17 protein-coding genes and 1 pseudogene are annotated in these 21135 nt (G+C 63.4%); 8 read left to right on the top strand and 10 right to left on the bottom strand.

The window, feature by feature from the left end; translation table 11 throughout:
• The 4 genes from EN932_RS08760 to argH form a co-directional block, all read right to left on the bottom strand.
• Positions 1 to 647: pyridoxal-phosphate dependent enzyme (locus EN932_RS08760; protein ID WP_128368789.1), on the bottom strand; the 647-nt coding region annotated here is incomplete at its 3' end.
• A gap of 39 nt (positions 648 to 686) precedes the next feature.
• Complete coding sequence (lysA, locus tag EN932_RS08755) at positions 687 to 1955, bottom strand: diaminopimelate decarboxylase (protein ID WP_127385275.1); 1269 nt, start codon at positions 1953 to 1955, stop codon at positions 687 to 689.
• Positions 1956 to 2018: 63 nt separating this feature from the next.
• Positions 2019 to 2225 (bottom strand): lipoprotein, encoded by a 207-nt coding sequence (locus tag EN932_RS08750; RefSeq protein ID WP_023811112.1) that lies wholly within the window; start codon positions 2223 to 2225, stop codon positions 2019 to 2021.
• Between the two features lie 151 nt (positions 2226 to 2376).
• Entirely contained in the window at positions 2377 to 3777 is a 1401-nt protein-coding gene (argH, locus tag EN932_RS08745) for an argininosuccinate lyase (RefSeq protein WP_127388293.1), read from the bottom strand.
• 35 nt (positions 3778 to 3812) lie between these two features.
• Between argH and EN932_RS08740 the strand changes: the two genes are divergently transcribed.
• Positions 3813 to 4502: a TlpA disulfide reductase family protein gene (locus tag EN932_RS08740; protein ID WP_063169085.1), complete on the top strand. Its 690-nt coding sequence runs from the start codon at positions 3813 to 3815 to the stop codon at positions 4500 to 4502.
• 1 nt (position 4503) lies between these two features.
• On the opposite strand, the gene EN932_RS08735 is transcribed toward EN932_RS08740, so the two are convergent.
• Entirely contained in the window at positions 4504 to 6936 is a 2433-nt protein-coding gene (locus EN932_RS08735) for an EAL domain-containing protein (RefSeq protein WP_127385830.1), read from the bottom strand.
• A 361-nt stretch (positions 6937 to 7297) separates the two neighbouring features.
• Between EN932_RS08735 and ugpB the strand changes: the two genes are divergently transcribed.
• From ugpB to EN932_RS08715, 4 genes are all read left to right on the top strand, one after another.
• Positions 7298 to 8608 carry a sn-glycerol-3-phosphate ABC transporter substrate-binding protein UgpB gene (ugpB, locus tag EN932_RS08730; protein ID WP_127368709.1) on the top strand — a complete coding sequence of 437 codons (1311 nt, stop codon included), beginning with the start codon at positions 7298 to 7300 and terminating at the stop codon, positions 8606 to 8608.
• Between the two features lie 158 nt (positions 8609 to 8766).
• Positions 8767 to 9687 (top strand): sn-glycerol-3-phosphate ABC transporter permease UgpA, encoded by a 921-nt coding sequence (ugpA, locus tag EN932_RS08725; protein ID WP_050580468.1) that lies wholly within the window; start codon positions 8767 to 8769, stop codon positions 9685 to 9687.
• Between the two features lie 9 nt (positions 9688 to 9696).
• Complete coding sequence (ugpE, locus tag EN932_RS08720) at positions 9697 to 10545, top strand: sn-glycerol-3-phosphate ABC transporter permease UgpE (protein ID WP_013529415.1); 849 nt, start codon at positions 9697 to 9699, stop codon at positions 10543 to 10545.
• A gap of 8 nt (positions 10546 to 10553) precedes the next feature.
• Entirely contained in the window at positions 10554 to 11615 is a 1062-nt protein-coding gene (locus EN932_RS08715; protein WP_013529416.1) for a sn-glycerol-3-phosphate import ATP-binding protein UgpC, read from the top strand.
• 36 nt (positions 11616 to 11651) lie between these two features.
• On the opposite strand, the gene EN932_RS08710 is transcribed toward EN932_RS08715, so the two are convergent.
• The 3 genes and pseudogenes from EN932_RS08710 to EN932_RS08700 form a co-directional block, all read right to left on the bottom strand.
• A complete protein-coding gene (locus tag EN932_RS08710; protein ID WP_013529417.1) occupies positions 11652 to 12734 on the bottom strand; it encodes an ABC transporter ATP-binding protein in 1083 nt (360 codons plus the stop codon).
• A pseudogene (locus tag EN932_RS08705) lies at positions 12731 to 14310 on the bottom strand (iron ABC transporter permease). Before EN932_RS08705 ends, EN932_RS08710 begins: the two are co-directional and overlap by 4 nt.
• A 174-nt stretch (positions 14311 to 14484) precedes the next feature.
• On the bottom strand, positions 14485 to 15492 hold the full coding sequence (locus EN932_RS08700) for an iron ABC transporter substrate-binding protein (protein ID WP_013529419.1): 1008 nt from the start codon (positions 15490 to 15492) through the stop codon (positions 14485 to 14487).
• Positions 15493 to 15753: 261 nt separating this feature from the next.
• On the opposite strand from EN932_RS08700, the gene EN932_RS08695 reads away from it, so the two are divergent.
• From EN932_RS08695 to EN932_RS08685, 3 genes are all read left to right on the top strand, one after another.
• Complete coding sequence (locus EN932_RS08695; protein WP_013529420.1) at positions 15754 to 16305, top strand: sigma-70 family RNA polymerase sigma factor; 552 nt, start codon at positions 15754 to 15756, stop codon at positions 16303 to 16305.
• A gap of 1 nt (position 16306) precedes the next feature.
• Positions 16307 to 16945 (top strand): NrsF family protein, encoded by a 639-nt coding sequence (locus tag EN932_RS08690; protein ID WP_127385512.1) that lies wholly within the window; start codon positions 16307 to 16309, stop codon positions 16943 to 16945.
• Between the two features lie 134 nt (positions 16946 to 17079).
• Entirely contained in the window at positions 17080 to 19140 is a 2061-nt protein-coding gene (locus EN932_RS08685; RefSeq protein ID WP_127369112.1) for a PAS domain S-box protein, read from the top strand.
• A gap of 56 nt (positions 19141 to 19196) precedes the next feature.
• Here the strand turns inward: EN932_RS08685 and EN932_RS08680 are convergent, their stop codons facing one another.
• Both EN932_RS08680 and EN932_RS08675 read right to left on the bottom strand, forming a co-directional pair.
• Positions 19197 to 20075, bottom strand: coding sequence for a 3-hydroxybutyryl-CoA dehydrogenase (locus tag EN932_RS08680; protein WP_013529423.1), 879 nt, complete (start codon positions 20073 to 20075; stop codon positions 19197 to 19199).
• A 207-nt stretch (positions 20076 to 20282) separates the two neighbouring features.
• Positions 20283 to 21135, bottom strand: an 853-nt coding sequence (locus tag EN932_RS08675; RefSeq protein WP_164890448.1) for an electron transfer flavoprotein subunit alpha/FixB family protein, incomplete at its 5' end; no start/stop codon positions are given.

Below are 21135 nucleotides of genomic sequence, written 5' to 3'. Positions count from 1 at the left end.
GCCTCGAAGGCGCGATACAGCGTCGGCGCTCCTTCCGGCTCGACGGCGATGATGCGGATGCGGCCCGCGAACCAGGCAGCGATGCCGCCGATCAGACCGCCGCCGCCGACAGCGACCAGCAGCGTGTCGATCCGAGGCAAATCGGCCTCGATTTCGAGCCCGAGCGTGCCTTGGCCGACGAGCGTTTCCTCCTGGTTGAAGGCATGGATCTGCAAGGCGCCGGTCTCCTCGGCGAACCGTTCGCTGGCGGCCAGCGCTTCGGCATAGCGGGCGCCGCCGACGATCAGCTCGGCGCCATAGGAGCGGATCCGTTCCAGCTTGGCTGCCGGGCTCACTTCGGGAACGAAGATGGTCGCCTTGTGGCCAAGCCGCATGGCGGCATAGGCGACGGCCGCGCCATGGTTGCCGCCCGATGCTGCGACGACACCGGCCTTTGGGACCGCACGCTCCAGCAGGTTGGTGAAGGCGCCGCGCGCCTTGAACGAGCCGGAATGCTGCAGGCATTCGAGCTTCAGGTCGACGGCCAGCGGCGGCCGATCGAAGTCGGCCATGTCGACGCGCAGCACCGGCGTGTGCCTGATATAGGGGCGGATGCGCGGTTCCATCGCGGCAATGCGCTCGCGTGTGACGGTGATGCCGTTCGTCATGATTGCTCCCTTTGACGGGTCGGTGTGTTTCCGGCGCTTCTATGCAAGCCAGTCGGGCACGGAATCCAGCCTGATCAGGTCGTCATAGGTCAGGCGTGGGCGCACGACGTGGAACCGGTCGCCGTCGACCAGCACTTCCGGAACCAGCAAGCGGGTGTTGTAGGTACCGGCCTGCACCGCGCCATAGGCGCCCGCGGTGGAGACGGCAATCAGGTCGCCGGCCTTCAGCCTGGGCAGATCGCGGTCCAGGCCGATATAATCGCCGGTCTCGCAGACCGGGCCGACGACGTCGACCATCATGCGCGGCGTGTCCGCCGGCGGCTGCACGACTGGACGGATATCGTGGAAGGCATCGTAGAGCGTCGGCCGGATGAGATCGTTCATGGCGGCGTCGACGACGAGGAAGTTCTTGGCGTCGCCTTCTTTTACGAAGATCACTTCCGAGACGAGGATACCGGCATTGCCTACGATCAGCCGGCCCGGCTCGAACATTACCTTCAGCCCGAGCTTGGTGACATGCTTCCTGACGATCTGGGCATAGGCATCGGGCAGCGGCGGCGGGTTGTTGTCGACGCGATAGGGGATGCCGAGGCCGCCGCCGAGGTCGATATGCTCGATGGCATGGCCGTCCGCCCGCAGCGCGCCGACCAGATCGACAAGCAGGGCGAAGGCGTCGTCGAAGGGCTGCAGCTCGGTGATCTGGCTGCCGATATGGGTGTCGATGCCGGTGATCCTGATGCCGGGAAGCTTTGCCGCGCGGGCATAGACCTGCCGCGCCCGCTGCCACGGGATGCCGAACTTGTTCTCGGCCTTGCCAGTGGAGATCTTCTTGTGGGTCCTGGCGTCGACATCGGGATTGATGCGCAGCGAGATCGACGCCACCTTGCCGAGGGCAACGGCTCGCGCCGACAACAGCTCGAGTTCAGGCTCGGACTCGACGTTGAAGCAGAGGATGCCGGCGGCAAGGGCAAAGTCCATTTCGCGCGCGGTCTTGCCGACGCCCGAAAACAGGATCTTGCCGGCCGGAATGCCGGCGGCCAGCGCCCGGCGCAATTCACCTTCCGAAACCACGTCGGCGCCGGCGCCGAGCTTCGCCAGCGTCCGCAGGACGGCCTGGTTGGAATTGGCCTTCATGGCGTAGCAGACCAGCGTGTCGAGCCCGGTGAAAGACTGGGCAAACACCCGGTAGTGCCTGGTCAGGGTGGCCGTCGAATAGCAGTAGAATGGCGTGCCGACCTGTGCGGCGATATCTGGTATCGCCACGTCCTCGGCATGGAGCACGCCATCGCGGTAGTCGAAATGGTTCACGGGAGTGGTTCCGGAAAGTTGGGGCGCGATGAGATCGGTTTGGAGGCCCGGCTCTCGTCGGCTCTAGATCAGCGGGTCGAGGATGAATTTCTTGTCCTTGACCGGTTTTTCCGGCTCCGGCGGCACGGGCTGGTGGGCCTTCGAGGCATCCTTGCGCGCCTGCACGGCCGCCTCATAGGGCGTGTCGAGAGCGCCCCTCCTGCCGCAGGCCGAAACGGCCGCGATCGCCACCAGCAGCGTCAGCGTCACCAAAATCCTGCTTCCGGTCATCGATCCATCCGTCCGAAACGTTTGTCAGCCGCCGCTTTTAGCCGAGTTCTCGGCGCATTGCACCCCGAGATATTGCTCGTCGCAATATCTGGCGCAACGTCCGGATATTGCTGGTCGCATGTCCGGGATATTGCTGGCGCAACATCCGGCATTACGCTTTCGCCAGTCGCTTTTTCCAGGCGCGGATCTGCTTCCTCACTTCCGACGGCGCGGTGCCGCCGAAACTGGTGCGGCTCTTGACCGAGTTCTGCACCGCCAGCACTGAGAATATGTCGGCCGTGATGCCGGGATCGATCGACTGCAGATCCTCCAGCGAAAGCTTCTCCAGCCCCACCTTCTTGTCTTCGGCCAGCGCCACCGCCCGGCCGGTGACATGATGCGCCTCTCGGAACGGCAGGCCGAGCGTGCGCACCAGCCAGTCGGCAAGGTCGGTTGCTGTCGCGTGGCCGGAGCCGGCGGCCTTCTTCATCGCGGCTGCGTTGACCGTCATGTCCGAGACCATGCCGGTCATCGCCGCCAGCATCAGGTCGAGCGTCTCGGCGGCGTCGAATACCGATTCCTTGTCTTCCTGCATGTCCTTGCCATAGGTCAAAGGCATGCCCTTCATCACCGTCAGCAGGCCGACCAGATGGCCGGTGACGCGGCCGGTCTTGCCGCGCACCAGTTCGGCGGCATCGGGATTCTTCTTCTGCGGCATGATCGACGAGCCGGTGGAAAACGAGTCCGACAGCCTGACGAAGCCGAATTGCGGCGTCGACCAGATGATGATCTCTTCGGCCAGCCGCGACAGATGCGTGGCGCAGATCGCGGCAAGAGCGAGGAACTCGAGCGCGAAATCGCGATCCGAGACGCTGTCGAGCGAATTGCGCATCGGCTCGCGGAAGCCGAGCCCCTTGGCGGTCCGGTGGCGGTCGATCGGGAAGCTTGTGCCGGCAAGTGCGGCGGCACCGAGCGGGCTTTCATCCATCCGTTCGATGGCATCGCGCACGCGCGACAGGTCGCGCGAAAACATCTCGACATAGGCCATGCAGTGATGGCCGAAGGTCACCGGCTGGGCCGCCTGCATATGGGTGAAGCCCGGCATCACGGTCGCCGCATGCTCCTCGGCCCGCTCCAGCAACGCCTCAATCAACCCCTTCAACGCCTCGGCGACGCGAAAGCACTCCTCCTTGACCCAGAGCCGCAAATCGACCGCGACCTGATCGTTGCGCGAGCGGGCGGTGTGCAGGCGGCCGGCCGCCGGACCGATCAGATCGGCAAGGCGCGCCTCGATGTTCATGTGGATGTCTTCGAGCCGCGTCGAGAACTCGAAGCTGCCCGCCTCGATCTCTCTCAGGATCGTGTTCAGCCCGTCAGCGATTTTTTCTTGATCGGCCGCCGAAATAATGCCCGTTTGCGCCAGCATCTCGCTATGGGCGATCGAGCCTTTGATGTCCTGCGCATAGAGTTTGCGGTCGAAGGAGATAGACGCGTTGATCGCTTCCATGATGGCGGCCGGACCCGAGGCAAAACGTCCGCCCCACATCTGGTTGCTGGTTTTCTTGTCGCTCATGGCTATAACCCGTGCTTCGGAGCAGTTTTGAGAAAATGGCAGACGGTAGTAGATTCTTCCCGGCCCCGCGCCTGATCCTCGCCGCCTTGGTGGCGGGCGCGCTGGCGGGCGCGGTCGCGGTATATGTCAGCGAGAGCCGGTCTGGCAACAATGCACCGGCACAAGCTGCCGTGGGTGAGAGCAAGGACGACGTGGCCTGCGCGGCCAAGAGCGACCGCGCCAAGAAGGTCGCGGCTTCGGCCACCGGTGAGGTCGCGGCACTTTTGCCGGCCGATCCGCCACAATCCCTGAAGAGCCTTGCCTTCAACGGTCCGGACGGCAAGCCGATGACGATTGCCGATCATGCCGGCAAGACGGTGCTGCTCAATCTGTGGGCGACATGGTGCGCGCCGTGCCGTGCCGAAATGCCGGCGCTTGATGCGCTGCAGAAGGAAAAGGGCAGCGACGCCTTTCAAGTGATCGCCGTCAATGTCGATGCCGGCGACGATGTGAAGCCGAAGAAGTTCCTCAGCGATACCGGCGTCGCGACGCTTGGCTATTACCGGGATTCGACGATGGCGCTGTTCAACGACCTCAAGAAGCGCGGCCTGGCGCTAGGCCTTCCTGTCACCATGCTGGTCGACGGCGAGGGCTGCCTGATCGCCCATATGAACGGCCCGGCCGAATGGTCGGGGCCGGACGCCAGGCGGCTGGTCGAGACGGCACTCAAGCCCGAGAGCCTCTAGTCTAGCGTGTGGCTAGCGCAGGTGCCGGTGCGAAGGCCAGAACGCTTCTGTCGCGCAAGGTAGCGGGTTTGCTGCCGACAGCGGGTGCGACGACACCGGTCAGATCGCCGAATTCTTCGATGAGAGCTGGCCTGCCGATATAATAGCCCTGGCCGATCTCGCAGGCTTCGGCGTCCAGGAATTTCAGTTCGCCGAGCGTCTCGACCCCCTCCGCCAGAACCGGCAGGCCGAGACCGCGTCCAAGTCCCAGGACGGCGCGCACGATCGCCGCGACCTGGCCGTTCTTGTCGACCGACTTGATGAAGGAGCCATCGATCTTGATCTTGTCGAAGGGGAAGGCGCGGAGGTTGGAGAGCGAGGAATAGCCGGTTCCAAAATCGTCCATGGCCACGCGCACGCCCAGCGCCTTGACCTGCCGCAAGGTGGCCAGCGCCCGCGGCATGTCCTTGACAAGCGCCGTCTCGGTGATCTCAAGCTCGAGCCTGCCGGGCGCCAGGCCGGAATTCAGCAATGTTTCGTGGACCTTGCGGCTGAAATTCGTGTTGTGGAGCTGCACCGCCGAAACGTTGACGGCCACTGTCAGCGGATTTTCCCAGCGGGCGGCTTCCTCGCAGGCAGCCGTCAGCACCCATTCGCCAATCTGGCCAATGGCGCCGCTGTCTTCGGCCACCGGGATGAATATGGCCGGCGACACGTCGCCGCGCGTCGGATGCCGCCAGCGGACCAACGCTTCGAAGCCGACCATCTTTCCGCTGCTGATCTCTTTCTGCGGCTGGTAGACGAGATAGAACTCCTGGCGTGCGACCGCCTGGCGCAGTTCGTGCTCCATGACGCGCTTGTCGCGGGCCTCGGCCCCCATCGATGCTTCGAAATAACGGTAAGTGTCCTTGCCTTCGGTCTTGGCCCGGTAGAGTGCCGTATCGGCGTGGCTTATCAGGCTGGCCTGGTTTTCGGCATCCGACGGATACACCGCAATGCCGATGCTTGCCGACACAAGGCCGCCGCCGACCGAGAGCCGGTTTTCCTCGCGCATGGCGGTCAGCACCGCGTTGGCGATACGGCCCGCCTCCAACGGGTCGGCCAGGTTCGGCGCGATGATGGCGAACTCATCGCCGCCCAGCCGCGCCACCATCTGCCCTGGACGAAGGATACCGGTCGCGCACTGCGCAACCTTCTGCAGCATGGCGTCGCCCGCGCCGTGCCCATACAGGTCGTTGACCTCCTTGAACCGGTCGAGATCAAGCAGCAGAAGCGCAAGCTGGCCGCCTTTCCTGGTCCGGCCCATCGCAGCGATTTCCGTCTCCAGCCGGCCGGAAAAGCTGCGGCGATTGGCCAGTCCGGTCAAGGGATCGAAATGGGCAAGCCGCAGGATCTCCTGTTCCGCCTTCTTGCGCTCGCGAATATCGCGGACCGCGACCACGTTGTGCGGTTTGCCACAGTAGTCGATGCTCCTGGCGATCAGCTCGACAGGAATGCTCGTGCCATCGCGACCGCTCAATTCGGCCTCCTGCGGCTGTTCGCCGAAGCCCGACATATCGGATCCGAAGAGATCGCCAAGCTGCATTCCGTTCAGCGTCGCTGTTGCGATGCCCGTCAGTGCCGCAATGCTGTCATTGGCACTGATGATGCGGTTGCCGTCGCAGACGATCAGCCCCTCCACGGCGGCATTGGCCAGGCCGTGCATGCGGTCGACCTCGAGCTTCTGGCGACGGAAGCGCAAATCGATCCACAGCGCCGATGCCGACAGAACCAGGATCACCAGTGTGGCGGCGGCGGCGGCGAAAGCCTGCGAGGTCGGCTCGATCGTGTATTCGGATATGACGATCGAGGGATCGGGGAAGATGGAGACGGCACCCATACCGATGAAATGCAGAGTGCAGATCGCCAGCGTCAGCAGCACCGCGCCGCCGGATGTCGCCTTCAAGGAGGGGCGGCGCTGCACGACACGCAGCGCCAGCGCCGCGAGCGTTACGCCGGCCAGCAGGGAAACGGCGACAAGCAACAGGTTCCACTCGATACGGCCCTGAACCTCGAACGCCGCCATGCCGATGTAGTGCATGGCTGCGATACCGCCGCCCAGCACGGCGCCGCCGACGAGATGATAGTCGAACTCATCCCGCAAGGTGGCGATCCACATGCCGGCTGCCGTCAAAGTGACCGAAGCAGCGAGCGAAAGCACGGAGAGTGCCGGATCATAAGCACTGGGTATGCCCGGTGTGAATGCGAGCATGGCGATGAAGTGCGTTGCCCAGATGCCAAAGCCGGTCGAAGTGGCCGCGATCATCAGCCAGGCAAGCCGGTTCCGATCTGTGGAACGGCTTATGTGCTGAAGCAGGTTGACAGCAGAGAAGCAGGAAATTCCGCAGATCAGCGCGGCGAGTGCGACCAGTCTCAGATCGTGTTCGTTGACGATACAATTGTAGACCGTCAGCATTTATTTCACCTGAGCTTTGGAAATAAACAGGGCAGCAGTATCGAGTAGCGCGTTGCCGTTGAGGGATCGATAAAGTCGGCTGCAACCTTGGCGTGTCTCTTCGGGTTGCTGCGGCTGCAATCAGGGCTGACACGCCGAAAGCCAGCTTGACAGTCCCGACGGTGCTTCCTGGCGCGCTTGTCGTCGCGCTAAGCCGGCTAACCGTATCGCTCTCCATGCCTCCAAGCGGAGGCGAGCGTTGCGTCAGGTAAAGGGTGAAGTTCGTCGATCTGCAACAAAACCGTTGTCTGATTGTCATGAGCGACACATATTGCCTTCGCGGGAGTGCCCCCTTTCGCCAATGACAAACGGGAGATGAAACATGAAGTCCTTCGGCTTCGCGGCCGGTGTTGCCGCTACCTTTATGATGCTTTCCTCAACCTCCGCTTTTGCCGTCACGCAGATCAGTTGGTGGCACGCCATGACTGGCGCCAATGCCGAAGTCGTCGACAAGATCTCCAAAGATTTCAATGCCAGCCAGAGCGACTATGAGCTCGTTCCGGTGTTCAAAGGCACGTATCCCGAGACGCTGAATGCCGGCATTGCCGCCTACCGCGCGGGCCAGGCGCCAGACATCATCCAGGTGTTCGACGTCGGCACCGGCGTGATGATGGCGGCCGAAGGTGCCATCAAGCCCGCAGCCGATGTGTTGACCAGCGCTGGAATGACCTTCGACAAGAGCCAGTATCTGCCAGGCATAGTCGGCTATTATTCGAAGCCGGACGGCACCATGCTCTCCTTCCCCTACAACTCCTCCTCGCCGATCCTTTATTACAACAAGGATATCTTCAAGAAGGCTGGTCTCGACGTCGATAGCCCACCCAAGACCTGGAATGAAGTGTGGGAAGACGCCAAGAAGATCAAGGCGAGCGGCGCGGCCGCCTGCGGCTACACCTCGACCTGGCTGACCTGGATACATCTGGAGAATTTCGCGGCCTGGAATGACGTGTCATGGGCCACCCAGCAGAACGGTCTGGCCGGCGGCGATGTCGAGCTCAAGATCAACGCGCCGATTTTCGTCAACCATTTCCAGGCGCTGGCGGACCTCGCCAAGGACGGCACCTTCAAATATGGCGGCCGCACCTCCGAAGCCAAGCAGATCTTCCTTGCGGGCGAATGCGGGATCATGACCGAATCGTCCGGCGGGCTTGGCGATATCGTCAAGTCCGGCATGAATTACGGCATTGGCCAATTGCCGTATGACAGCGACGCCAAGGGTGCGCCGCAGAACACGACGCCGGGTGGCGCCAGCTTGTGGGTTTTCGCGGACAAATCCGATGAGGAATACAAGGGCGTCGCGGCCTTCTTCGCCTACCTGTCGAAGACCGAGGTGCAAGAATACCTGCACCAGAAGTCGGGTTATCTGCCGGTAACGCTGGCGGCTTATGAAGCGACCAAGAAGTCCGGTTTCTATGACAAGAATGTCGGCCGCGAGACCCCGATCCTGCAGATGACGGGTAAGACGCCGACCGACAATTCCAAGGGCGTACGTCTGCCGAATCTGCCGCAGGTGCGCGATATCCAGAACGAGGAGTTCGAGAAGATGCTCGCCGGCCAGCAGACCGCGCAGCAGGCGCTCGACAATGCGGTTACGCGTGGCAATGCCGCGATCAAGGAAGCGCTGGGGAATTAGAGCGAGCGCAGGTCCTTGCTCTACGGCGCACCTACCTGTCCCGCCGGGCATCTCCCCTCGGTGAGGGGAGTTTTGCCGTGCCTTGCGATTTCGCCAATGGTCGATGATGCCCAGTCCGAAACGCTCATCAAAGCCATCTTGGCGGAGAGGGGTGCCGCATGGTGCCCCCCGCCTCATCACCTCGGAGTGGCTCCGTGACCCCTCGCGTCGTGTTCCCCAACAAGGTCCTTCCCTACCTGCTTGTGGCGCCGCAACTGGCCATCACGCTCGTTTTTTTCTACTGGCCGGCCGGTCAGGCGTTCTACCAATCCATGCTCAGGCAGGATCCGTTCGGGCTGAGGACCAAGTTCGTCTGGTTCGCCAATTTCAGGAAAGTGCTTGCCGATCCGGCCTACCTGAACTCGATCAAGGTCACGGTGGTGTTTTCCCTTGCGACCGCTATCGTCGCCATGTGCGTGGCGCTCCTGCTGGCGGTCATGGCAGAGAAGGTGGTGCGCGGCAAAGGTCTCTACCGCACGCTCTTGATCTGGCCCTACGCGGTGGCGCCGGCGATTGCCGGTATGCTGTGGCTGTTCCTCTTCAACCCTTCGATCGGGTCGCTGGCCTACATGCTGAGGAGTTTCGGCATCGCCTGGGATCCACTGCTCAATGGCACCCACGCCATGATCCTGCTGGTGTCCGCCGCTGCCTGGAAGCAGATCAGCTACAATTTCCTGTTCTTCGTCGCCGGCCTGCAGGCGGTGCCGAAAGCCTTGATCGAGGCCGCGGCCATGGACGGCGCCGGCGAGACCAAGCGATTCTGGACCATCGTCTTCCCGCTGCTTGCGCCGACGACCTTCTTCCTGCTGGTCGTCAACACCGTCTATGCCCTGTTCGACACGTTCGGCATCGTCCATGCCGTCACCGGGGGCGGTCCGGGCAAGACGACTGAGACGCTGGTCTACAAGGTCTACAATGACGGCTTCGTCAATCTGATCCTCGGTGACTCGGCGGCGCAGTCGGTCATCCTGATGATCATCGTCATCTCGCTCACCGCCATCCAGTTCCGCTATGTGGAACGCAAAGTCCATTACGGCTGAGGGCGAGCGATGATCGGCCAGTCACCGCTCCGCACCGTCATCGCCCACGCCATGCTGATCCTCGGCATATTGATCGTCGCCTTCCCGATCTACTACACGTTCGTTGCCTCGACGCAGACGCTGCAAACGATCCTCAGGCCGCCATTGCCGCTCCTGCCCGGCGATCAGTTCTGGAACAATTACAGCGAGGCATTGTTCGGCGGTGTCGGCCGCATCGGCGGCGTCAGCGTCGGCAGGCTGCTGCTCAACACGACGATCATGGCGCTCGGCATCGCGGTGGGAAAGATATTCATCTCGATCCTGTCTGCCTATGCGATCGTGTTCTTCCGCTTTCCGCTGCGCATGACCTTCTTCTGGCTGATCTTCATCACCCTGATGCTCCCCGTCGAGGTGCGCATCCTGCCAACCTACAAGGTGATGGTCGATCTCGGCATGATCGACACTTATGCGGGCCTGATCATCCCGCTGATCGCCTCGGCCACCGCCACGCTGCTGTTCCGCCAGTTCTTCATGACAATTCCTGGCGAATTGGTTGAGGCGGCGCGGGTCGACGGTGCGGGGCCGTGGCGCTTCTTCTTCGATATCCTGTTGCCGCTGTCGCGGACAAATATCGCGGCGCTGTTCGTCATCCTCTTCATTTATGGCTGGACACAGTATCTGTGGCCGTTGCTCGTCACCAACAGCAGCAACATGAACACGATCGTCATCGCGCTCAGAAAGATGGTCTCCTTCGCCGATGCCGATACGCAATGGCACCTGGTCATGGTTACAGCGATGCTGGCCATCGTGCCGCCGATCCTGGTCGTGGTGCTGATGCAACGCTGGTTCGTTCGCGGCCTGGTCGATTCCGAAAAGTGAGAAGCTGAATGGCGACCGTCGATCTGAAGGATGTGAAGAAGGTCTACCCCAGCGGTTTCGAGGCCGTGAAGGGCGTTTCAATCGCAGTTCCCGACAAGGAGCTTTGCGTGCTGGTCGGCCCGTCGGGTTGCGGTAAGTCCACGCTGCTCAGAATGATCGCCGGGCTTGAAACCATCTCCTCGGGAACAGTTGCGATCGACGGCAAGATCGTAAACTCAACCGGTCCGACCGAGCGTGACATCGCCATGGTGTTCCAGAACTACGCGCTCTATCCGCATATGAAAGTCTACGACAACATGGCCTATGGGCTGCGCAACCGCGGCACGCCGAAAGATGAGATCGACAGCCGGGTCCGCGCGACGGCGAAAATACTGGAACTTTCGGCGCTGCTCGACCGCCGCCCGCGCGAGCTTTCCGGCGGCCAGCGCCAGCGTGTCGCCATGGGTCGTGCCATTGTGCGCAATCCGAGGGTTTTCCTTTTCGACGAACCGCTCTCCAATCTCGATGCCAAATTGCGTGGCCAGATGCGCGTCGAGATAAAGAACCTGCAGCGCTCGCTTGGCGTCACGTCGGTCTATGTCACACATGACCAGCTCGAGGCGATGACGTTGGCCGACATCCTCGTCGTCATGAATGCCGGACTGGTCGAGCAAATGGGGGCGCCGCTCGACGTCTACGAAAGGCCGGCCTCGACCTTCGTCGCTTCCTTCATTGGCGCGCCGCCGATGAATCTCCTGCCCCTTTCGCAAGGCCCGGCTGGTCCGGCGCTGGCTGATGGCAAGACGATTGAATTTGCGCCTGCGAACGCCGTCACGCTCGGCTTCCGCCCCGAGGATGCCGACGTCACCTTCGGGGCCGAGGCACCGTCCGGCGCGCTCATTCTGCCGGCGCTGGTCGAGGCAGTCGAACCGGTAGGCGCCGAAAGTTTCCTTCACTGTGCTGCAGGTGGCAGCAGGATCGTCGTGCGGGTCGCGGGTCGCGCCACCGCCACGGTTGGCAACCAATTGCGCGTGGTTGCCAAGGCAGAAAAGCTGCACTGGTTCGATCAGGCCGGAAAGCGCGTCGGCTAATCAGAAAGATAGGCCTACGCTCCACCCACGCGGCGTTCAGGCGAAGACATGCGCCTTTCCCGATACAGTCAGCCGGACGATCTCGCCGACCGCCGGCGCGTCCATGCCCGGTTTGCGCAGGACCAGCGGCGTGTTGCCGATCGCTGCCGCATCGGGCGGATCGGCATTGTTCAAGAGCCGCACCGCGACCGTGCACATCGAGCCGGCGAATTCGGATTCCGTCACCTCGCCGAACAGCATGTCCGAGGTGCCGGACATACCCTCGCGCGACGTTCTCTTCAGCGCGATCTGCTCCGGGCGAAGCATGATGCGGGCGATATCGCGGCTGTCATGGGTGTCGACCGCGATGCGGCCGAGCGGCGAGTTGGCGAAGCCATTTGATATCTTGGCCGGCAGGATGATGGCGTCGCCGAGGAATTCGGCGATCATCCTGTCCTTCGGCTTGAGATAGAGCTCGCGCGGCGTGCCGATTTGCGAGAACTTGCCGTCGCGCATCACCGCGACCTGGCTGGCGAAGGACAGCGCTTCGGCCTGGTCGTGCGTCACCAGGATGGTGGTGATGCCGGCGGCCTCCAGAAGTTCGGCCACCGCCTTGCGCATCGAGGCGCGCAGGCCGGTATCGAGCGCCGAGAACGGCTCGTCGAGAAGCATCAGCCTGGGCTTCATCGCCATGGCCCGGGCCAGCGCCACACGCTGCTGCTGGCCGCCGGAAAGCTCGTGCGGGCGGCGTTTGAGGATCGCCTTGTCGAGCCCGACGATATAGGCGAGCTCGACGATGCGCTCAGCGCGCTTGTCCTCGCCGCGGCCCATGCCGAAACCGATATTGTCGCCAATGGTCAGATGCGGAAACAGGGCACCATCCTGCGCCACCACACCGATGCCTCGGCGATATGCCGGCACCGCAGCGCCGCCGTTGGCCAATATGGCACCGTCGAGCGTGATGTGGCCCTGGTCCGGAGCCTCGAAGCCGGCAATCAGCCGCAGCAGGGTCGTCTTGCCGCAACCGGAAGGACCGACGATCGCCGTGCGGCTGCCGCTGGCGACGCTGAGGTCGACGCCGGCAAGGGCCGCCACGGGACCGTATTGCTTGTGCAGGCCGCTGATTTCGAGAAAGCTCATCGTCCGGCCATCCGTTTCGACTGGACATAGAGCAGCCAGGTCAAGGGCAGCGACATCGCCACCATGATGAAGGCGTAGGGTGCCGCCGAGGCATAATCAATCTCGCCACTGTAGGACCAGAAAGCCATCGCCAGCGTGCGGGTGCCGTTCGGTGCCAGCATCTGGGTGGCGGTCAGTTCGTTCATGATGCCGAGCGCCACCAGGGCCATGCCGGCCGCGGCACCCGGCGCCGACAGGCGGATCGTCGTCGACCACAGCGCCTGCAGCGGCGGCCGGCCGAGGCTGGAAGCGGCGCGTTCGAGCTCGACCGGCGCCTGCGCGATCGATGCCCGCAGGCTGACCAGCGCGCGCGGCAGGAACATCAGCGCATAGGCAACCAGGATGGTGAACAAGGTCTGGTAGAGCGGCAGCGCGATGCGTACGGTGATAGTGACCAGCGCCAGTGCGATGACGACCCCGGGCAGCGAGCCGACGATGTAGTTGCAGCCCTCCAGAAGACGCTGCAATGGCCCCGCGCGCGGATCGAGATCCAGGCCATCGGCATGGCGGCGACGGTGGCGAGCAACGCGCCGGCGAGCGCCAGGAACAGCGTCTGGCCAAGCGCCAGGCCGATCTCGTCCAAGCGCCAGACAGCGGAGCCGCCGGCGGCAAGCCAGCCGCCAATGGTGACGAACGGCACGCCGAGCGCCAAAAGCGTGATGACGACTAGCAAGAGCAGGCTAGGCAGGGTGGCGCGTCCGAGGCTTGTGCGTTGCTGATGGCGCGCCGCGCCGGAGCCGACACGGGCATAGCGCTCCTCGCCGCGCACCAGCACTTCGAGGCCGAGCAGCACGAAGCAGCAGCTGACCAGCACGCCGGCCAGCATGTTGGCGGCCGGTCCATTGAAGGTCGACTGGAACTGGTCGACGATCGCCGTGGTGAAGGTGTCGAAGCGGATGAAGACATAGAGGCCGTACTCGGCCAGCAGATGCAGGCCGACCAGCAGCGAGCCGCCGCAGATGGCGAGCCGCAATTGCGGCAGCACGACCCGCCAGAACACGCGCCGGGGCCCAAGGCCGAGTGCGGCGGCGGCGTCTTCCAGGGCGGGATCGAGACGGCGCAACGCCGCCGACACCGGCAGATACAGGAACGGGAAATAGGCGATCACGGAAACCAGCACGCCGGCCCACAGGCCGTGCAGTCCCGGCACGATGGTGACCCAGGCATAGCTGTGCACAAAAGCCGGGATGGCGAGCGGCGCCACGCACAGCCAGGCCCAGAGCCGGGCGCCCGGCAGGTCGCTGCGCTCGGTCAACCAGGCCAGCGAAACCGACAGCACGATGGTGATCGGCACCGAGAGCGCGACCAGCAGGACAGTGTTGACCAGAAGCTCGCCGACACGCGGCCGGAAGACCAGTGCCGAGACTGTTTCCCAGCCGGTCTGCACCGCGATCCAGATGATGAAGGCAAGCGGCACCAGCGCCAGCAGCGCAACGAAGATGGCGGCGAGGACCAGCCAAAGCGGTGCGCGTCGCCGAGCCCTTCGGCCTGTGCCCGAAGGCAGGCCCGAATGCGCGAGATCGACCGCGGACTGCATCAGGTCAGACGCCGTGCCGTTGCCGTCCAGCGGCAGCAATTGAAAGACCGCGATCGCGGTCGGGAACACAGCGTGTCGTCATCGACGAATGCCATCTCGAAAAACAAAATCACTCCCGCGGAAGGCGAATTCCCGCGGGAGCGTGGTCGGGTGTCCTTTTAGGACGAATGGCAACTAAAGCAAGCCGGCTGCCGTCATCAGATCGGTGACCTTCTTGGAGTTCAGCGTCGTGGCATCGACCTTCGGCGCCTGCAGATCGGCGAGCGGCACCAGCTTCGGGTTGGAGTCCGCACCCTTGCCGACCGCGTACTCGAAGGAATCGCCGGTTTTCAGCACGTCCTGACCGCCTTTGCCTGTCAGCCATTTCAGGAACGCCTGGGCTTCCTTCGGATGCTTGCTCGAAGCCAGCACACCGCCGCCGGAGATCGAGACGAAGGCGCCCGGATCCTGGTTCTTGAAATAGTGCAGCGCGACATTCTTGCTGTTTTCGCCGGTCTTGGCCTGATCGCCGAAATAGTAATAGTGGTAGATCACGCCGCCTTCGATCTCGCCGGCATTAACCGCCTTCATCACCGTGCTGTTGCCCTTGTAGGCCGTGAAATTGGTTTTCATCGCCTTCAGCCAGTCGGCGGTAGCGGCTTCACCTTTGAGCTGGAGCAGGGCGCTGACGATGGCCTGGAAATCGGCGCCCGAGGGGGAGGCGGCCCAACGGCCTTTCCAGCTCGGATCGGCGAGGTCCAGCATCGACTTGGGCAACTGGTCGGCAGTCAGCTTGGTCTTGTTATAGGCAAAGACCGTGCTGCGCGCGGCAACGCCGACCCATTTGCCGCTGGCCGGCTGATAGTCCTGGGGAACCTGCGCCAGCGTGTCCGCGTCGACCGGCGCGAACAGGCCGGCGCTTTCGACCAGCGCCATGGCCGGTGAGTTTTCGGTCAGGAAGACGTCTGCGGGCGAAGCAGCGCCCTCGGCGACGATCTGGTTGGAGAAATCGCTGTCGCCGCCATTGCGCACGGTGACCTTGATGCCTGTTTCCTTGGTGAAGCCTTCGGCCCACGCCTTGGTCAGGCTTTCGTGCTGGGCGTTGTAGACAATGATGCCATCCTCTTCCGCCTTTGCCGGACCGGCGATGAGGCTGATTGCCAGCGCAGCGGCGCCGGCGAGGGTGGAAAGAGCGTATTTCATGGCATTGTCCTCGATTTCGGGGGTCCTAGGTCTGTCACGGCTGCACCTATCGATACATGACAGCTATAGTCAACATTGTTGGTGTGCTTCAATCGGTCGCTGACGTGCAAAGGTGGGTGCCGAACGGACAATTCCGCGTGATGCTCACGGTTCGGCGGTGCCGCAAACTTTCGTGATTTGCCGACAGTTTGGCTTGGACATTATTTCGCCGGCCACGTAACAAATCAGCGCCGAGACGCGAAAATCGGGGAGTGAACTCTTGTGAGCGGCAAGGACGAGGCCGAACTTTCCCGGCTGATGCGGGCCGCGATCGCGGGAGATGAAAGGGCTTACGCCGACTTTCTGCACCGGATTGCCGCGCTGGTTCGCGGTTTTGCCAGGCGCAAGATCGTGCAGGGCGGGGTCGATCCCGAGGATGTCGTGCAGGAAACCTTGCTGGCCATTCATGTGAAACGGCATACCTGGCGTCAGGATGCGCCGGTGTTGCCGTGGGTCTATGCGATTGCCCGCTTCAAGCTGATCGATGCGTTCAGGCGGCGCGGACGGCGCATCGAGATCGACGTCGACGATATCGCCGAGACGTTCGCCGAGCCGGAAACCGAGACCGTCAGCGAGCGCGACATCAACCGTGCATTGGACGGTCTGTCGCCGGCTCAGCGCTCCGTGGTCTCGGCCGTGTCGGTGGAAGGGCGGTCCATCGGCGAGACGGCGGCAAAGTTCGGCATCAGTGAGACGGCGGTGCGGGTGTCGCTGCATCGCGGACTTGCCGCGATAGCCAAGCGATTCGGGCAGGGGCGGTTCGGGCGGGAATGACATGAGAACGGACGATCTCATCAAGGCGCTGGACGCCGATGCAACCAGCAAGGCGATGCCGCTGCAATCGGCCTGGTGGCTGGCCGCCGGTGCGGCAGCGGTGATCGCGGCCGTCGTTTTCCTGCTGACCATCGGCCCACGCCCGGATTTCATGGCGGCCGCGCACACGATGCGCTTCCTTTCCAAATTTGTTTTCACCATCGTGCTTGCCGTCGGCGCCTTCGCCCTGATCCGTGCCTTGTCGACGCCGGGTGCGTCGACGGGCCGGGCAATGGCTGGGATGGCTGCGGCGCCAGTGCTGGTAGCCGTGGCGGTGGTTCTGGAGCTTTTCATGGTGCCGGAGGCGCTGTGGGGAACCAAAATGGTCGGCTCCAACATGATGATCTGCATGGCTTTCATCCCGCTGATCGGCCTCGGTCCGCTTGCCATCTTCCTGTGGATGCTGCGCTACGGGGCGCCGACACGGCCGGTGCTTGCCGGTGCGGTGGCAGGCCTGCTCGCCGGCGGGCTGGCGGCAACCTTCTATGCCGCCCACTGCTTCGACGATTCGCCGCTTTTCGTCGCCACCTGGTACACGATAGCCATTGCAGCGCTCGCATTGCTTGGCGCGCTCGGCGGACGGTTTTTCGTGCGCTGGTAGCGTTGCGCCACGCTCGCCCGCTCGCGCATACCGATCCTTAATCATGCCGGCAATTGTTTGCCGGTTAGCGATGGCACCGGAATGCCTGACGCAACCTTTCCTTAAAATCGATCCGCCAAGGTTGAGGCGAGAACATGCGTTTGCGCACGGGGGTGGCACGTATCGTGATGTGGCGAGGATTGACCAGCCGAGAATCTCTTGGGCGTGCAGGGCTGGCGTTGCTCGTCGCCGGCCTGGGCGTGCTGGCGGCCTCGATCCTGCTGTCGCACCTGGACCTGGGCACCGAAGCCTTGAAACTCTGCCTGCAGATCGCGATGGCAGTGGCGGCGGGCGCGCTGTTCCTCGCTGCCCTGTCCACCCGCAGGATCAGCATGGATCGCCAACAGATCGCCGAGAGCGAGCTGCGCTTCCGCCGCGCCATGGAGGATTCAGCGATCGGTATCGTCGTTGTCGGTCTCGATGGGCGCATCCGCCAGACCAATCCGGCCTTCGCGGCCATGCTTGGCTACACAAGCGAAGAGATCGAGACGCAGACTTTCTTCCAGATCACGCATCCCGACGACCAGCAGATCGGGCGGGAGACGATGGACGATCTGAAGGCGGGCACGGTCAATTCCTTCCATTTCGAGAAGCGCTATCTCCGCAAGGACGGAACGCCCGTCTGGGCCCATCTTGCCGGTTCGGTCATTCGCGATGAGACCAGCGGCCGCCCGCTCTATCTCGTCTCGCAAATCGAGAACATCGACGCTCGCAAGCAGGCCGAGGCGCGCATTGCCGAAGCGGAAACGCGTTGGAATTTCGCGCTCGCCGGCGCCGGCCAGGGCGTCTGGGACCTCGACATGCGCAAGGGCGGCACGACCTATTCCTCGACCTGGGTCAAGATGCTGGGCTATGCGGATGGCGAGCTCGATGGCGACACCGACCGCTGGCTGACGATGATCCATCCTGATGATCGCGAGACTGTCGCCGAAGCGGATCGCGCTCATCTCGAGGGCAAGACACCGTTCTTTGAGGCCGAGTTCAGGATGCGCCACAAGGATGGCCACTGGGTGTGGATCCTCGACCGCGGCAAGGCCATCGAACGTGATGAGGATGGACGGCTGATCAGGGCCATCGGCAGCTTGACCGACATCACCCGCCGCAAGGAGGCCGAAGAGCGCCTCACCGTGTCGGCGGCAATGCTTGCCGATGAAAAGGAGCGGCTGAGGGTGACGCTGCAATCGATCGGCGATGCCGTGATCTGCACCGATGCCGCAAACCGGATCACCTTCATGAACCCGGTCGCCGAAAAGCTGACCGGGATTGCCGGCGGCGAGGCTCTCGGCAAGATGCTTGGCCATGTCTACTGGGCGGTCGACGAGGAGACGGGGCACAGGATCGGCGTGACCCGGCCCGCGGTTGGCGTTCATGCGCCCGCCGACCAGAACAGCCGCGCCGTCCTCATCCGGCGCGACGACACGCGCTGCAGCATCCGCCAGGTGGTGTCGCCGATCGTCAACGACCGCCACGAATTCTGCGGGCTCGTCATCGTCTTCCAGGACTTTACCGATGCGCGCGCGCTGCAGCGCCAGCTCGCCCACGCCGCGGCACACGATGCGCTGACCGGCCTTGCCAACCGCTCCAGCTTCATCCGCGCCATGGAGGACCTCGTCGGCCAGGCGCGCAAGGACGGCACCGCCGACACGACAAGGTCGGTCGGCGACACGACAAGGTCGGTCGGCGACACGACAAGGTCGGTCGGAGGCGCCGGACATCAGTTCATGTTCATCGACCTCGACCACTTCAAACTGGTCAACGACACGGGTGGCCACGCGGCGGGAGACGCGCTGCTGAAGCGGGTTGCCGTGGCTATTCGCGGCGTGCTTGGTCCAGACGACATCGTCGCTCGCCTCGGCGGCGACGAATTCGCGGTCATTTTGAAATCGGGTTCGGCAGCCGGCGCCAAGATCGCGGCGCGCTCCATCATCGATGCGATCGGCGGGCTAGACTTCACCTGGGACGGCCGTCCTCACGTGATCGGCGCCAGCATCGGGTTGGCTGCGATCAATGCCAATTGTGGCGAGGTCGACGAGATCATCGCCAGGGCCGATGCGGCTTGCTATGCCGCCAAGGCGGCGGGCCGTGGCTGTGTCTCCGTGGCGCCCGACGCACAGATCGTGGATGGCCGGACAGAGCCACTGGCGGTGGCCTCCTGATAGACCCGTCGCCGTTGAACCGAAAGGCTTGTCCCTGATTTGCGCCGACGATCCGCTCAGCGCGTCGGGACGGGATGCTCGCCGCGATAGTCGTAGAAGCCGCGCCCGGTCTTGCGGCCGAGCCAGCCGGCCTCGACATATTTCACCAGTAGCGGGCAAGGGCGGTACTTGGAGTCCGACAGGCCGTCATGCAGCACCTGCATGATCGACAGGCAGGTATCGAGCCCGATGAAGTCAGCCAGCTGCAGCGGCCCCATCGGATGGTTGGCGCCGAGCCGCATGGCCGTGTCGATGGCGTCGACCGAGCCGACACCCTCATAGAGCGTGTAGATCGCCTCGTTGATCATCGGCAGCAGGATGCGGTTGACGATGAAGGCAGGAAAATCCTCCGAGACCGTGATCGTCTTGTCGAGCTGCTTCACATAGGTCTTGGCTGCCTCGAAGGTCTGGTCCTCGGTGGCGATGCCGCGCACCAGTTCGACCAGCTTCATCAGCGGCACCGGGTTCATAAAATGTATGCCGATGAACCGCTCGGGCCGGTCGGTCTGCGCGGCAAGCCGCGTGATCGAGATCGACGAGGTGTTGGTCGCCAGGATGGCTTCGGGATTGAGCTGCGGACAAAGCTGGGCGTAGATCTTGCGCTTGACCGTCTCGTCCTCGGTCGCCGCCTCGATCACCAGGTCAGCACCCGCAAGATCGGCCATCGCGGGGGCGGCCGAAATGCGGCCCATCGCGTCGTTGCGCACCTTCTCGTCGAGCTTGCCGGACCCCACCTGGCGGGCCATGTTGCCGCTGATCGTGGCGATGCCCTTCTCGATGCGGTCGGGCGAGATATCGTAGATCAATACCTTGTAGCCTGAAAGCGCGGAGACATGGGCGATGCCGCCACCCATCTGGCCCGCGCCGATGATGCCGATCGTCTCGATCTTGCTCATTACACCGATCCCGTCCTGAACCCTTCCGCTTGAACTGCGAAAGCGCTCCACCTTTTATTTTACCGCAATCCCGGACGCAAAACCGCTGCGCACTTTGCTGGATTGCTTTCAGCCTTTGCGGCCTGCTTTTTGTGCGGTGCAAACTAAAAGGGCGGGGCGACTTCGTCTACCCCACCCTCACCATTTAATACGCTTTGGCAGAAAGCGTCAAAGCGCCTTTTGCAGTTCCGGCAGGATGACGAACAGGTCGCCGACAAGGCCGTAGTCGGCAACCTGGAAAATCGGCGCCTCCTCGTCCTTGTTGATGGCGACGATGACCTTGGAATCCTTCATGCCGGCAAGGTGCTGGATGGCGCCGGAGATGCCGACCGCGATGTAGAGATCGGGGGCAACCACCTTGCCGGTCTGGCCGACCTGCCAGTCGTTCGGCGCATAGCCGGCATCGACGGCGGCGCGGGAAGCGCCGACCGCGGCGCCGAGCTTGTCGGCAACCGGCAGGATGACCTCCTGGAATTTCTCCGAGGAGCCCAGCGCGCGGCCGCCCGAGATGATGATCTTGGCCGAGGTCAGCTCCGGACGGTCGGTCTCGGAAAGCTTGTTCTCGATGAAGGTGGAGAGGCCCGGATTGGCCGCGGCCTTGACGGTCTCGACGGCTGCCGAGCCGCCCTCGGGGGCTGCCTGGAAGGAGGCGGTGCGCACGGTGATCACCTTCTTGGCGTCGCTCGACTGCACCGTCTGGATGGCGTTGCCGGCATAGATCGGCCGCTTGAAGGTGTCGGGCGATACGACTTCGATGATCTCGGACACCTGCGCGACATCGAGGAGCGCAGCCACGCGCGGCGCGACATTCTTGCCCGACGAGGTCGCCGGCGCGATGATGGTGTCGTAGGCGCCCGCCAGCGACACAATGAGCGCTGCCGTCGGTTCGGCCAGGCGCTCGGCAAGCTCGTCGGCCTCGGCCAACAGCACCTTGCTCACGCCCTTCAGCTTGGCGGCAGCCGACGCTGCCGGCTTGGCGCCCTTGCCGGCAACCAGCACATGCACGTCCGAGCCGATCTGC

It is taken from the genome of Mesorhizobium sp. M7A.F.Ca.US.002.01.1.1, from assembly GCF_004022955.1.
GTDB lineage: Bacteria > Pseudomonadota > Alphaproteobacteria > Rhizobiales > Rhizobiaceae > Mesorhizobium > Mesorhizobium ciceri.
This window is presented reverse-complemented; position numbering and strand designations above follow the sequence as displayed.